Source organism: Pseudomonas botevensis, assembly GCF_019145475.1.
GTDB lineage: Bacteria > Pseudomonadota > Gammaproteobacteria > Pseudomonadales > Pseudomonadaceae > Aquipseudomonas > Aquipseudomonas botevensis.
The window spans coordinates 1-15,665 of the sequence record NZ_JAHTKI010000007.1 but is presented as its reverse complement, the minus strand read 5'-3'; the positions used below and the strand labels follow the sequence as shown (position 1 = coordinate 15,665).

Sequence of the window (15,665 nt, the reverse complement as noted above, 5' to 3'; positions counted from 1 at the left end):
CCAATGAATTTATTGCGTTCGTCCCCCTCGGGGACCGGCGTGCGTTGCAGCACTGCGCGAGGAACAAGGGATGTTCTCACCGGCCAATCAGCCTCATTTCAACCTGACAGTCGATGGCGTGGACTGCGATTTCCAGGTTTTGTCGTTCACCGGTCGGGAGGCGCTCAACACTCCCTTTGAATTCGAGTTGGAACTGGTCAGCGAAAAGGCCTCGGTCAACCTCGAAACCCTGCTGCACAAACTGGCGTTCCTCCAGCTCTCACCGAGCGGGACAGGTATCCACGGGCTGATCTACAGCATTGCCCAAGGCGAGGCGGGCAAACGTCTGACCCGCTACAAGATCTCCCTGCGCCCGCAACTGGCGTACCTGGCGCATCGGGTCAACCAGCGCATTTTCCAGCAGATGACGGTGCAGCAGATCATCAGTCAGGTTCTGGAAGAACACGGCATCCTCGCCAGTGACTACCACTTCCAACTCAGCGCGATTTATCCCGAGCGTGTTTACTGCGTGCAGTACGACGAGACGGATCTGCACTTCGTCCAGCGCCTGTGTGAAGAGGAGGGGATTCACTACCACTTCCAGCACACTGCCAGCGGCCACAAACTGACCTTCGGCGACGACCAGACCGTGTTTCCAAAGCTGGCGCCGGTGCCCTACCAGCAGGACTCGGGGCTGGTTGCGGACAAACCGGTGGTCAAGCGTTTCGGCCTACGTTTGGCCACGCGTACTAGCCGCACCACACGGCGCGATTACGACTTCGTCAAACCGAAGATCGAGCTGGAAAGCGATGCCAAGAGCAGTGCCCAGCCGGATTTGGAAGATTACGATTACCCCGGCCGTTTTGTGGATCGCGAGCGTGGCAAACATCTGGCTAACCGCGCCCTCGAGCGCCATCGCAGCGACTACCGTCTAGCTGAAGGCAACAGCGATCAGCCGATCCTCGTCTCTGGCCACTTTCTAGCCCTGACTGACCACGCCAATCCGACATGGAATGACCTATGGTTACTCACGGAAATCTTCCACGAAGGCAAGCAACCGCAAGTGCTGGAAGAATCGGTGACCAGCGACACCACCGACAACAAGGATGATTTCCACCAAGGCTATCGCAACCGCTTCAGCGCGATTCCGTGGGATGTGCCGTACCGTCCGCCACTGGATCACCCAAAGCCGAAAGTGCTCGGATCCCAGAGCGCAGTCGTTACTGGCCCGGAGGGTGAGGAGATCTTCTGCGACCAGTACGGCCGGGTGAAGGTGCAGTTCTTCTGGGACCGCGAAGGCCAGCACGACGACAAGACCACCTGTTGGATGCGCGTGGCCTCGAGCTGGGCCGCTGAAACCTTTGGCTTGATCAATATCCCTCGGGTCGGCATGGAAGTACTGGTGTCCTTCCTAGAGGGCGATCCCGATCAGCCGCTGATCACCGGTTGTCTGTACCACGGTGCGAACCTGCCGCCGTACAAGCTGCCGGACTTCAAGACTCTGGCCACGGTCAAGAGCAAGGAATACAAGGGCAGCCGTGCCAACGAACTACGCATCGACGACACCACCAGCGAGATCAGCATCGCGCTGCGCAGTGATCACGGCGCCAGTGCGATCAACCTCGGTTACCTGACCCATCCGCGTCCAAGTGGTGGTCAGCCCCGTGGCGAAGGCTTTGAACTGCGTACCGACCGCCACGGCGCGGTGCGGGCCGGCGCCGGCTTGCTGATCACTACCGAGCCGCGCCCGAACGAGTCCAAGCACCACAAGGATCTGCCGGAAACCGCCGAGCGTCTGGCCACGGCCAGCGAACAGCAAGACAGTTTCGCGGTGCAGGCCAAGGAGCTGCAAGCCCAGGAAGCGGGCGATCAGGATGACGTGGCCAAGGCGTTGCACGCCCAGCATCAGGGTGTGCTGGGTTCTGGTCCGGCGAATCTGACGGCCAACGAATTTCCGGAATTCACCGAACCGCATCTGGTCTTGGCCAGCCCGGCGGGTATCGCTCTGACCACGCCGCGCTCCAGCCACATCGCCACGGGCGAACACCTGGCGCTGAGCAGTACCGGCCACACCAGCCTGTCGATCGGCAAGCGCCTGCTGGCCAGTGCCAGTCGTGGCATGCGTCTGTTCGTGCAGAGCATGGGTTGGCGTCTGGTGGCGGCGTCCGGCGATATCGATGTGAAGGCGCTGAAGGACAGCATCAACTTGCTGGCCAAACTCAATATCACTGCTAACGCCGATCGCATCACTATCACCGCCAAGACCGAACTGGTGATCCAGGGCGGTGGCAGCGCCACAACCTATAACGCTGGCGGAATCACCCACGCCACCAGCGGCCCGTACACCGCCCATGCAGCGAACTTCGCTTACACCGGCGCCAAATCGCTTGCGGGTGTATTCCCCGAACCGCCGAAACCAGGCAAGGGCAACCTCGAACTGTTTAACCAGTACGCCGGTCGCCAGGGCATCAAGGAAGGCGATTACGAAGTGATCGACGCCCTGGGCAAAAGCATCAAAGGCAAGCTCGACGGTAAGGGGTTTGCCAGTGTTGCGGGCGCAGCCCCCGGCCCGGCGCGCGTGTTGTTCGGCAAGGATCCGGCTGATACCTGGAGCGAGGGCAGTTACATCGGCAAGCCGGAATGGCCGTTGAATCCGCCGGGTGCCGAAGACGTGCCGAGTCAGGTGCAGGCCATGGTCGCGCAGGCGTTGCCGAGCAAGAACTGGGACATGTTGGAGAAGGGTAAGGAACTGGCACAGAGTGGCATGGGTGCTGTGCAGACCGCTCAGGGTGCGATGCAAACGGCGCAGCAGGTGAAAGGAGCGATGCAGGGTGGGGCGGCTGGTTTGCCGAAACTGGCGAGCGCGGCGCTGCCGAGTGCGTCAGGAATTTTGGGGGCTGCGAGCAAAAGCGGGAAGTTGCCTAGCCTTCCGGCGCCGAATCTACCAAAGCCGGCTCTTAAAACACCGAGTCTTCTTCCAGGGGAGGTGCTGTCATGACTGAAGGAACCGGTTCAAAGCGTGAGCCCCAGGTAGCCGTCGTCCCCCTGAATACCCTTGATGTGCAAGATGTCGGGAGGGGGGCTGCACAATTCGACGCCTGGTTGCGATCCATCAGCGGCAATGTGGTAACGCTGGATCGCATCAAAGGCGTTGCAGGGGCTTTACCTGTCGTAGGCAACATCATGGCGTTGGTCGACGCATTGGGCGACATCGTTACCCTTGCTAAAAGCAAGCAAAGGCAATTGCTTGACTGGGTGAGCCTGGGCATCAACCTGATTGGTGTGTTACCCGCGCCTCCAACAATGGCGGCTGCGCGGATGAGCATGCGCCCGACCCTTTTTCTCGTACGTCAGGAACTGCGTAACAGCGCCAAGATGCTGCTGGGTGATTCGATGATCGAGGTATTGGTCGGTCACTTGAACGCTACCATCGTCGGCACGATCGATGATTTTGTAAAACAGGCTCAGGGCAAGCTATCGGGCATTCTTGCCGACGCTGGAAAGCTCGGTGAAAGCGCAGTTAGTGAAATTGCCAAAGGCCTTGAGGCTGTCGTAAATGGCAAGCTCGATTCGAAAGGTGATGCTCGCGCAGCTGGACAGAAAATCACAGCGGCGGGCAATCAGTTGCTCAGTGACCCCAAAGCGGCGATCAGCAATATCTTTGGCGCGGCATTCAGTGCGTACAAAGCCGTAGGTAAAGGGGTTGCGAACAGCGCGGCGAAGAACCTTCTGCCGGATCAGGCCAAAAGACTGGTCATGACGCACACCGGCACATTGAGAGCGATGGGGCCGGAAATAAAATCCCAATTGAGCAAGTTGGGTGACCCCGGTACGCGTCACTCGATAGGCTGGTTGCTCCAGATGCTGAGCGGGGCGGTTCTAACGTGGCGAAAGCGCCGCGGGCATGGCCAGAGTGCGAGTGTCAAACCGAACGCAACCAGCAGAGCTCAGCAGAAAGCTGGCGAAGGCCGTCTGGAGGCCTCCAGTCATCAGGCGCCGGCTAAGGGAGCTGCCAATCCGGATAAGAACGGCACATGTACCGGCACGTGTCACAGCATCAATTTCTCGCTGGGGTCAGAGTTGCTTCAGCACATCGACTTCAGCCTTCCCGGTGCATTTCCAATCGAGTGGTCTCGGATCTACAACTCTCGTCTGGATGCCTACGACGAGGCTTCGATAGGCGCACGATGGATTACCGAATTCAGTACTCGCTTCGATTGCAAAGACGAAGGTTTGCTTTTCTTCGGTTCCGATGGCAGGAGCCACGAGTATCCACTTCCTAAAGTCGGACTGTTTCACTACGACCCGATCGAAAATGTCACCCTGATCCGTAGCAGTGAAAGTCAGCTACTGCTGTGTCGTGGATTCGAGCGTAAAGAGACTTACGTCCGGCGTGGTCAGCGTTACCTGCTGGCTGGCGTGGTTTTGCGTAATGGCGCAGGGATAATGCTTCACTATGAGCATCGCCATGGTGACGAATCGGTTCTGTCGGATTTGATTACTTATCAAGACGACGTTACCCAGGTGTTGTCGCATCTGGGCACGCTGACTGATGAGCATGGCCGCCTGACGGGAATTTGGGAGATCAAGGATGGCGTGCCTCAGCGTCAACTTTGCGGCTACCAATATGACAACGACGGCAACCTTATTCTCGCGCAGGATGAGAATGGCGCGTCTTGGTCCTACCAGTACGAAAATCATTTGATCACGCGTTATACCGATCGCACTGCCAGAGGCATGAACATCGAGTGGCAAGGACGTGGCCCGGATGCGAAGGCGATTCGAGAGTGGGCTGACGATGGCAGTTTCGATACGCGACTTGAGTGGGACGAGAACATCCGTCTGACGTATGTGACGGATGCCTATGGTAACGAAACCTGGCACTACTACGACATTCTTGGCTACACGTATCGCATTCGTCATCCGGATGAGCGGTCTGAATGGTTCTTTCGTGACGACGCCAAAAACCTTATTCGCCACGTTCATACGGATGGCAGTACTGATCGCTACAGTTACGACGCACGCGGAAATCTGGTTGAACACATCCGCCCGGATGACACCGTTGAACACTATGCGTTTGACGACCATGACCAGTTGATAAAAATCAGTGACGCTGAGGGAGGGCAGTGGGAAAGGGTATACGACGATCACGGAAATCTGGTCGAGGCGGTGGATCCCTTAGGCAACAAAACGGAATACGCTTACAACAAGGCTGGCCAGCCTGTTGCTATCAAGGATGCCAACGGCAACGAAAAAGCGATCGAATATAACGACGCGGGTCAGATAGCCAAATACACAGACTGCTCCGGCAAAACCAGTGCATGGGAATATGACGCGCGCGGGCAACTGATCTGTTTCACCGACGCGGCTGCGCAAAGCACCGAATACGAATACAAAAATGGTCAGTTGGTGTTGATCAAGCATCCTGACAAAACAGAAGAGCGTTTTGATCGCGATGCCGAAGGACGGTTGTTGGCGCATGTCGATGCCCTGGGTCAATGCACGACCTGGAGCTATACGGCAGCGGGCTTTGTCAGTGAGCGGGTGGATGCTGCGGAACAGAGCTTACGATATAACTGGGATCGCTTGGGGCGGCTGGTAAGCCTTGAAAACGAAAACGAACAACGCGCTCATTTTCACTATGATCCCTTGGGTCGCTTGCTGGAAGAAACGGGTTTTGACGGCCGTACGACTCGCTATCAGTACGATCCTGAAACCGGACGTCTTGATTGCAAGTTCAATGGTCAGCGAGTCATCAAGTTCCACTTCGACTCCATGGGGCGCTTGACTGAACGTCGCGCCAGTCTGGGTGGTGAGTCTCAAAGTGAGGCCTATGCATACGATGGTAATGGCCGTCTCGTCATGGCGAGCAACGCCAATAGCCGGCTGCACTGGTTCCACGATCCTGCCGGTAATTTGATCCGCGAACACCAGAATTACCTGGATCTCGATAAACCTCTTGCGGCGGTTTGGAGGCATGAGTACGACGCCCTGAATCAGCGAATTGCGACTGTTCGACCGGATGGACATAAGGTTAGCTGCCTGACTTACGGCAGCGGTCATCTTCTTGGTTTGAAAGTCGATGAGCATGAGCTCATAGCGTATGAGCGTGATGACCTGCACCGTGAAGTGGCCAGGCACCAAGGGAACCGGTTGCTGCAAACACAGAAGTGGGATCCGGCGGGACGACTACAAGAGCAGTTGCTAGGCCGTAACGATGATAAGTCGACTCTACTCAAGCGTGAGTACAAGTACGACGCCGTTGGCCAATTGATTGAGTTGAACGACACTCGGCGTGGGCCTTTGGCTTACCGTTATGATCCGGTCGGTCGCCTTATCAGCGCTGTAAGCCGTTTTGGTGTTGAAACATTTGCTTTCGACCCTGCCAGTAACTTGTTGGATGACGCAGTAACGCAGCTTCGACGTCCACTCGACCAAGATAAGCCTCGCAGCAAACTGCTGGATAACCTTCTGCGTGAATATGCCGGTACTCACTATGAGTACGACGAGCGCGGTAACCAAATCCAGCGATGGCAGAACGGTAGCTACAGTCGTATGCGCTGGGATTTGTTTGATCGGATGGTGAATTTCGACGATGCACGTTTGACTGTCGATTTCGCTTACGACCCTCTAGGACGGCGGCTGTACAAGAACTCCAATGCTCATTACAAAGAACGTTCAGAAGCAGGTTCACAGTGGAACCGTAACGAGCGCGCTCGTAAACAGAGAGAGCTGGGCTGTGGCTTCACCTTGTTCGGTTGGGACGGGGATAATCTAGCGTGGGAAAGCAGTCCCGCGCAGTCCGACGCAAACGCAGGACGTACGGTTCATTATGTATTCGAGCCAGGAACCTTTGTTCCGGTGGCACAGGCTGTTTCTCACAGTCCGATTCAATTGCTGGAACTTCCTGATTATGGTGGTGAATACAGCCTTGATGACGATCCAATGTGGGGTCATAAACCCCAGGTAAAAAGTTTCGATGCCATAGCCTGGTATCAATGTGACCGCCTGGGTACACCTCTTGAACTGACCGATCAGAACGGTGATGTTGCCTGGAGCGCCCATTACAAAGCATGGGGAGAGGTCAGCGAACAGCGCTCTGCTCTAGCGCGACAATTGAGGTTGGCGAACCCGATCCGCTTCCAAGGCCAGTATCACGATCATGAAACGGGACTGCACTATAACCGCCATCGTTACTACGATCCGGGAGTTGGTCGATTCATAAGCAAGGATCCGGTGGGTTATGCAGGTGGACTGAACAGCTACGCTTACGCACCGAATCCTACCGGTTGGATTGATCCGTTGGGTTTGACGCATACGACCGATGGGACAGGAAAATCGGTCCCGGTGAGTAATCTAGGTATTCCCGATAAATCTCAGTTCGATCCCAAGCCGGGAATCACCAAACCCTATGCACGGGACTCGGCATGTGGGCCCACTACGGCTCAGACAGCTTCGGTGCAAGGCGTTCCGTGTGTTGTATGTGGGACTGTGGCGCCTAAAATGGTTGCTGACCACAAAGATGCTTTGGTGGTGGAGTACTATCGAACGGGCAGTAACAATACGGCGCATCAGTCTTCGTTGTTGGCTGTGCAATCACACTGTCCCGTTTGTTCAAGACGACAGGGTGGTCATGCGTCATCCTATTCAAAATGTATGAAAAGCAAGCTGGGGATCTGATCAATGCAAAAGGCTGAGTCCACCTACCCCGACGAGTCGCAGAAAAAAATCTGCGACAAGTACGGAATGCCTGTGCAACCACCTGAAGAAATGGTCGCGGTAGCCGTTGAGTCGCTTGGACAGTCACCGATTTACGGAACGAGGGTTCAATTGCCAGACGGCGGGAATGTCAGCTGGTTCATCCACTGCGGTGAATTTTCACCGTCCGATGACTTTTACAAACCCGTTCATGTTCACCACTTGAGTGAGATGCTGCCTGAGGTGCTGAACTATCTCTGTCTCCCCACGGGTGCGAAGTTCATCATCGACACTGCCGGATATGAAGACGTTTGGATGGCTCAGTGAAGAAGCACTAAAGCCGGATTGCCGGCGGCTTTACGCTAGGTTGATGTCTATGGGCTGATCTGAAAAAACCATAAGCCCAGTCAAAGGAGTGACAACATGAAGGACGCCATCCGCTTGGGCGACTCCACCACACACGGTGGCAAGGTGCTCGAAGCGTTTTCTCAAACCGACCTTAACGGCAAGCCGATTGCCGGGGTCGGCCACAAGGTCAGTTGCCCATTATGCAAAGGGGTGTTCCCGATTGCTGAGGGCAGCAGCACCTACACCGTCGATGGAACGCCCATCGCGCTGGACGGTATGAAAACCGCCTGCGGGGCAGCGCTGATTGCCAGTGGCCCGAAGGGTTCTGTGATCAGCTGAGTTTCTGAATTTCATTTGGGTTTTATTACTTCCTCGCGCGGTTAACTGCCGCGCCTTAGGGAAGTTGTGCCTGAACAATACCTTTTGCTGCCCCAAGCCTGTTGGCTGGTAAGACGCTTCCATGACTACTGATACCGCTGCTGCAAGTAAACGTGAACCTCAGGTTGCCATCGTCCCTCTGAACGCTATCGACATACAGGACGTCGCCAGCAGCGCGGCGACGTTCGATGCCTGGCTGCAATCGGCCAGTGGCGGTGTGGTAACCCTCGACCGGATCAAGAACGTCGCCGGTGCCTTGCCAGTGGTCGGCAACATCATGGCGCTGGTCGATGCACTGGGTGACATCGTCACGCTGTCGAACGCACAAAAGCGCGACCTGTTGGCGTGGGCCAGTCTCGGTATCAACCTGATCGGTGTACTGCCATTGCCGCCGGCCATGGCAGCTGCACGTATGACTCTGCGTCCGACTCTGTTCCTGGTGCGTCAGGAGATGAAGGCTACCAGCAAGGTGCTGCTCAGCTCGTCGGTGATTGAGGTGCTGATTGGCCACTTGAACGAGTCCATCATCGGCACCCTCGACGATTTTGTAGAGCAGGCCAAAGGCAAGTTGCCGGGCATTCTGGCGGACGCTGGCAAGCTGGGTGAGGACGTTATCAACGAAATAGCCAAAGGCCTCGACACGGTGGCCAATGGCAAGCTCGATGCCAAGGGTGATGCGCAGGCGGCCGGTCAACAAATCAGCGCTGCTGGCGATCAGTTGCTCAATGATCCACTCGCGGCTATTGGCAATATTTTCGGGGCCGCCTCCAGCGCCTATAAAGCGGCAGGCAAAGGATTGGCCAACAGTGCGGCGGATCATCTGCTTCCTGACGAAGTGAAGAAAAAGGTGGCTAGCGAGACAGCGAAGCTGCGGGCGATGGGCCCGGAACTGCGTACCCAGTTGAGCAAGCTGGACGATGAATCGGTTCAGAATTCGATTGGCTGGCTGCTATTGATTCTGTCCAGCGCGGTCACACTTTGGCGTAAGCGCAATGCACATGGGCAAAGTGCTGGAGTCAAACCGGATCAGACCAGCAAGGCCCAGCGGACCGCCTCGGAAGGCGGGCTTGGAGCCACGAGCCAACAGGCACCGGCGAAACACGCTCCCGATCCGGAGAAAAACGGCACTTGCTCCAGTACTTGTCACAGCATCAACTTTGCACTGGGTTCGGAGACTATCAGCCATACGGATTTCAGCTTGCCCGGGTCGTTTCCGGTCGAGTGGAGGCGTACCTACAATTCACGTTTGGGTGCATACGACCAAAGCGAACTTGGCGCACGCTGGATCAACGAATTCACCATGCGTTTTGACTGCGTGGATGACTGTCTGACGTTCTACGGCGCGGACGGTCGCGACCACAGCTATCCGTTACCAAAAGTCGGTCTGTTTCACTACGACGCCATCGACAACATCACCTTGGTTCGTGCCGGCGAAGATCAGTTATTACTGTGCCGAGGTTTCGAACGCAAGGAAACCTACATCCGTCATGGTCAGCGATATGTGCTGACCAACATTTCGTTGCGTAACGGCGTCGGGATCATGCTGCATTACGAGCATCGTCACGGCGAACAGTCGGTACTCTCCGATCTGATCACGTATCAGGAAAACGACATCAGCAAGGTGCATCTGCACATTGGCACGATGATCGATGATCACGGCCGATTCACCGGATTGTGGGAAATCCGCGACGGTGCACCACAGCGGCAACTCTGTGCCTACCAGTACGACGCCTATGGCGATCTGGTCCAGGCGCAAGATGAGAACGGTGCAGTCTGGTCTTATCAGTACCAGCACCACCTGATCACACGTTATACCGATCGTACCGGGCGTGGCATGAACCTGGAATGGCAAGGTGTCGGCGCCGATGCCAAAGCCTGTCGGGAATGGGCCGATGACGGCAGCTTCGACACGCGTTTGGAGTGGGACGAAAACATCCGTCTGACCTACGTGACCGATGCCCACGGCAACGAGACTTGGCACTACTACGACATCCTTGGCTACACGTATCGAATTCGCCACGCCGATGGACTATCGGAATGGCTGTTCCGAGATGAAGCCAGGAATGTTGTGCGCCATGTACACCCTGATGGCACGACAGATCGTTACAGCTACGACGAGCGTGGCAACCGGTTGGAGCACATTCGCGCGGATAACACAGCTGTACACTTCGCCTATGACGATCATGACCAAGTGATCAAAGTCATGGATGCAGAGGGCGGTCTGTGGCTACGCGCTTATGACGATGTCGGCAATCTGGTTGAAGCAACCGATCCACTGGGGAACAAAACTGAGTACGCCTATAACAAGGCCGGCCAACCCACGGCCATCAAGGATGCAAACGGCAACGAGAAGACGCTGGACTACAACGATGCCGGACAGTTGGTGGAGTACGTCGATTGCTCGGGCAAGACCAGCTCCTGGGAGTATAACGAACGGGGGCAGATGATCTGCTTCACAGATGCTGCGGGGAACGCCACCGAGTACGAGCACAAGGCCGGGCAGGTGGTGTTGATCAAACACCCCGACAAAACCGAAGAGCATTTTGAGCGCGATGCCGAAGGTCGATTGCTGACACATGTCGATGGATTGGATCGCTGCACCACATGGAGTTATACCGCTGCCGGGTTTATCGCCGAGCGTATGGATGCAGCCGAGCAAACGCTGCGATATCGATGGGATCGGCTGGGGCGGTTGCAGGCACTGGAAAATGAGAACGAGCGTTCAGCACAGTTCCAATATGACCCGATGGGGCGCCTGTTGGCCGAAACTGGTTTCGATGCTCGTGTAACCCGCTATCAGTACGAACCTGAAACCGGGCGCCTGGCTTCCATCATCAATGGTGAGCGAGTTATTGGCGTCAGCCTCGACGAGATGGGCCGTGTCAGCGAACGTCGTGCCAGTCTGGGGGAGATGTCTCAGACGGAGACATTCGCCTATGACGGCAACGGTAATCTGATCCTTGCCGGCAACGCTGACAGCCGCGTGCAGTGGTTCCACGATCCGGCGGGCAACCTGGTGCGCGAGCATCAGCACTATCAGGGGCTGGAGAAGCCCTTGGTTGCGGTCTGGCAGCACGAGTATGACGCACTCAACCAGCGCATCGCGACCACGCGCCCGGATGGTCATCGGGTCAGTTGGTTGACCTATGGCAGCGGCCATCTCCTGGCAATGCGCCTCAACGAGCATGAGCTACTTGGTTACGAGCGCGACGACATGCACCGGGAGGTAGCGCGTCATCAAGGCAACCGACTGGTACAGACTCAGACGTGGGATCCGGCGGGACGATTGCAGGAACAACTACTTGGCAGAAGTGATGACAAATCCGTACTGCTCAAGCGTGAGTACACCTACGATGCCGCAGGCCAACTGACTGATATCAACGACAGTCGTCGCGGTTCGCTGTCTTATCGTTACGACCCGGTTGGCAGATTGCTCAGTGCCGCGAGCCGTTTGGGTGTAGAAACCTTCGACTTCGATCCTGCGGGCAACTTACTGGACGAGAGAGCTGCCGAGACCCGCCGCCCGCTGGAGCTGACACCACCGCGCAGCAAACTGCTCGACAACCTGCTGCGCGAATACGCCGGCACCCACTACGAATACGATGATCGCGGCAATCAGATCAAGCGCTGGCATAACGGATCGTACTGCGAGATGCGCTGGGATCTGTTTGATCGCCTGGTGCATTTCAATGATGCCCGGTTGTCGGTGGAATACGCCTACGACGCCTTGGGGCGGCGCCTGTTCAAGCACTCGAACGTGCACTACAAACAACGCCCGGAAGCGGGCTCGTTGTGGAATCGTAGCGAACACGCGCGGGTGCAGCGTGAGCACGGCTGCGGCTTTACGCTCTACGGCTGGGATGGTGACAACCTGGCATGGGAAAGTCGTCCTGCACAGCAGGATGGCGAGGCGGGGAGAACGGTTCACTACATCTTCGAGCCGGGCACATTCATTCCCGTGGCCCAGGCATTAACGCACAGCACCATCAACTTGATGGGATTGCCGAGTTATGACGACGACTACAGCCTAGATGAGGATCCGCTGTGGAGTCACTCACCGGTATCGCCGCCGATTGATGTACTGACGTGGTACCAGTGCGACCACCTTGGTACGCCGCAAGAGCTGACAAATCAGAATGGTGAGGTCGCTTGGAGTGTGCAGTACAAGGCTTGGGGAGAGGTACGCCAGCAGCATTCGAAGTGGGCGCAGCAGGAAGGGCTGGCCAACCCTGTTCGGTTCCAGGGGCAATACCATGACCACGAGACGGGGCTGCATTACAACAGACATCGATACTATGATCCTGCAATTGGTCGCTTTATCAGCCAAGACCCACTCGGCTATGCGGGTGGATTAAACCTGTTTGAGTACGCTACAAACCCTTTGAATTGGGTTGACCCATTGGGGCTGGCTAAGAAAGGTGGACAATCAGGCGGCACTCCTAAGCAGGCTCAATCCAAAGTCAGAAAAGGCCAAGCACCGGCAGAAATTACGCGTATTGATGAACCGGAGCAGAGTGTCCCTAGTAGTCAATGGCACGCACACTGTAAGTGTGGGTCGGGATACAATCTGGATGGATCAATACATGACAAGGGCAAAGGAGATGTGACATTCTCGAAGAAAACTAAAGAATGGCTTAATGATCACGGATGGAGTATTCCCTAAAAATGAAGTTTACAGATTTATATAGAAAAGTAATAAGTAAAGAGCCGTATAATGATGTGGGTGTATTCTTTGAGAGCTATGAAAGCTTTGAAGAGATTCCGCTTATATCAAGGTATAGTCGCTTAAAGCACTTAAAGGATGAGATGAGCAGCAGCGGGGTTTCTGATTTTCTGACTGGACTCGCTTTGTTCCTTTTAAATACTTTAAGGTTGTTAGAGGCTTCAAGAGGTAAAGGTGTTTTTTTTGCCGTGACTTTTACAGACTTTGAAGGATTGGAGGAGCAAGGTGTTCTCATACCTAATATATTTATTTACACAAAGCCAGCTTCAGTCAGTTTTTTGAAAAAAGTACGAGAAAATGATAGAGGGCTAGTGTCGCAGGAGATGACGAAAGTAAAAGAACTTTTTTCAAACTGTGGGGCAGGAACTGCGTTTGATTTTTATGAAAGTAGATTTTATGACGCAGCTTGCGCTGAGGAAATTGTAAGAGTCTTTGCTGTTCCCAAGACTTTTTGAGACTACAGGATTCGTCTGTCTTTTGACATTGATAAAGTTTTGACTAGGTCGGCTGATTTGAATGATTCATCTGCAGCCTCTCCGGAATCTAGCAATACCATCGCTATGGAGCGTACAGGCCGGTAATGTACTCCGAACTCCATCAGCACCAACGGGCTGAGATGGTCAAAGGAGTGACGACATGAAGGACGCAATCCGCCTCGGTGACTCCACCACACACGGTGGCAAGGTGCTCGAAGCCTTCTCCCGAACCGACCTCAACGGTAAGCCGATTGCCAGGGTCGGTCACAAGGTTAGCTGCCCGTTGTGCAAGGGGATTTTCCCGATTGCAGAGGGCAGTAGCACCTACACCGTCGATGGCGTGCCCATCGCGCTCGATGGCATGAAAACCGCCTGTGGTGCTGCGCTGATTGCCAGCGGCCCAAAAGGAGCAGTTGTCAGCTGAGTCCACATTTTGTGCATGGATTGCCTAACTACATTGCGCGGACTCTCGTCGTCCGTTCTAAGGCAGTTGAAGCGCGAATGAAGTCATTTTTTTAGCATTGTCTGAATGTAGATGCTAACTACCCAATCATGAGTTTTATATGCTGAATTCAAGTTCTGTTTTTAAACGCCTGCGGATTGCATGTGTTGCAGGTGTTTGCTTCTGTAGCACGAGCGTATCGCTAGCGCAGTCAGTTGACGCCTATAAGCAATTGGATACCGCTGTGCTTCAATACGCCTATTCAAAAGAACAGAAAGACCTGGATAGCGTAAACAAACTTCTTGCGGAAGGCGCGAAACCTGACGCTCTTATTCTATGGCATGCAGCTTATTACAGGAGTCCAGTGCTGGTAGATCGGCTTCTCGAGTTTCCTATCGATGTCAATCAGCCAATTAGCGAAAATGGTGAAACGATACTGTTATCCATATTGGGGCATATGGGTGATCCAGAAGACCTGAAGGACTCAATGCCCATTGTGCGGAGCCTAATCAAAGCGGGTGCCGACACCAACGTGATTGCTCAAGGCGGAACCAATACCCCACTTATTGCGGCCGTGGGCATAGAAAATCCGTCGTCGGTCGAAGTGACAAGGTTACTGCTGCAGGCCGGTGCCGATGCTCGGATGGTGACGCCTCAGGGATTTTCTCCATTGATAGGCAAGGGGGCGAACAATCTTGAGTTGATCAAGCTGCTGATCGCTGCCGGTACCGATCCCTATGGCATCAGCAAGGTGGGATCTACACCGCTGCATTACGTTTGCGAGCGTGCCTATGCACTGAACGATCAGCCGGATCCACAAGCTGCACAGCGGATTGCGTTGCTGCACAAGGCTGGCACTTCCGTTGATGCTTTTGCACCTCAACAGCAGGCATGGCCTGTTGGCACTCCATTGCTGGAAAGTGCGATTCGTAGCAACCCTGATTGCACAAAGGCTTTGCTGGCTGCCGGCGCTAATAAGGATGCACCGGCTTACCCTCCAGAGTATGTGGCACAAGATCCAGATGCGAAAAGTCAGACTGTCCGTCAAAACATACTCAAATCAGTAAAAGATGTACCGGATTTGTATTCCGAATCCATTATCAAGTTGTTCCAGTAAAAACAATCAAGCCAAACAGAGCTCAATGCTCTCTGAAATTTAAAGGAATAAATATGAAGACCACTTCTTTGATTCTCGCCATGGCAGCAGCTTTCGGCACCTGTTCCCTCGTCCACGCCGAAGGACAGGATGCCGCCACCCTGAAAGGGGTGTACGACAACGGTCGCAATATGTCAGGTCTGATCAAAAGCTGTGTCGACAAGGGGATCCTGAAAGCAGACAGCGCCGAGAACGCCAACAAGATGGTTGCATTCGTTGGCAACATGCCTGGTGATTTCGATAAGCGTGACGGCGACAAGAATGAAGAGTTTGGCCGTAAGGGGGAAGCGTTGGTCAACGGGGAATACAAGAGCCTGGAAAGCAATTTGCCGTCGAACATCACTCTCAAGCAATGGTGTGAGCAGGCTGATCAGGGCATGCGCCAAGGACTGAAGCGTATGGGGCTCTGACCTAGACAGTTCGGAAGTCTGTAGTGGTCAACTAATCCCGGACACGACGTTAAGT

At 55.0% G+C, this 15,665-nt stretch carries 9 protein-coding genes; all 9 read left to right on the top strand.

Going from position 1 to position 15,665, the window contains the following annotated elements:
- Positions 1-70: 70 nt before the first annotated feature.
- The 9 genes from KVQ74_RS11165 to KVQ74_RS11125 all read left to right on the top strand — a co-directional run bounded on the left by KVQ74_RS11165 (position 71) and on the right by KVQ74_RS11125 (position 15,610).
- Complete coding sequence (locus KVQ74_RS11165; protein ID WP_217831130.1) at positions 71-2,977, top strand: type VI secretion system Vgr family protein; 2,907 nt, start codon at positions 71-73, stop codon at positions 2,975-2,977.
- On the top strand, positions 2,974-7,659 hold the full coding sequence (locus KVQ74_RS11160; protein ID WP_217831129.1) for an RHS repeat-associated core domain-containing protein: 4,686 nt from the start codon (positions 2,974-2,976) through the stop codon (positions 7,657-7,659). Before KVQ74_RS11165 ends, KVQ74_RS11160 begins: the two co-directional genes overlap by 4 nt.
- Positions 7,660-7,662: 3 nt before the next feature.
- Positions 7,663-8,004: an immunity protein Imm33 domain-containing protein gene (locus KVQ74_RS11155; protein ID WP_217831128.1), complete on the top strand. Its 342-nt coding sequence runs from the start codon at positions 7,663-7,665 to the stop codon at positions 8,002-8,004.
- Positions 8,005-8,100: 96 nt separating this feature from the next.
- Positions 8,101-8,364 (top strand): PAAR domain-containing protein, encoded by a 264-nt coding sequence (locus KVQ74_RS11150; RefSeq protein WP_217831127.1) that lies wholly within the window; start codon positions 8,101-8,103, stop codon positions 8,362-8,364.
- Between the two features lie 121 nt (positions 8,365-8,485).
- Positions 8,486-13,066, top strand: coding sequence for an RHS repeat-associated core domain-containing protein (locus tag KVQ74_RS11145; RefSeq protein ID WP_217831126.1), 4,581 nt, complete (start codon positions 8,486-8,488; stop codon positions 13,064-13,066).
- A gap of 2 nt (positions 13,067-13,068) precedes the next feature.
- Positions 13,069-13,581 (top strand): Imm15 family immunity protein, encoded by a 513-nt coding sequence (locus KVQ74_RS11140; RefSeq protein WP_225929961.1) that lies wholly within the window; start codon positions 13,069-13,071, stop codon positions 13,579-13,581.
- 181 nt (positions 13,582-13,762) lie between these two features.
- The gene (locus tag KVQ74_RS11135; protein ID WP_217831124.1) at positions 13,763-14,026 is read left to right on the top strand and encodes a PAAR domain-containing protein; all 264 of its coding nucleotides are present in this window, start codon (positions 13,763-13,765) and stop codon (positions 14,024-14,026) included.
- A gap of 139 nt (positions 14,027-14,165) precedes the next feature.
- Complete coding sequence (locus tag KVQ74_RS11130) at positions 14,166-15,161, top strand: ankyrin repeat domain-containing protein (protein WP_217831123.1); 996 nt, start codon at positions 14,166-14,168, stop codon at positions 15,159-15,161.
- A gap of 53 nt (positions 15,162-15,214) precedes the next feature.
- Positions 15,215-15,610, top strand: a complete 396-nt coding sequence (locus KVQ74_RS11125; RefSeq protein ID WP_217831122.1) for a hypothetical protein — start codon at positions 15,215-15,217, stop codon at positions 15,608-15,610.
- Positions 15,611-15,665: the final 55 nt, after the last annotated feature.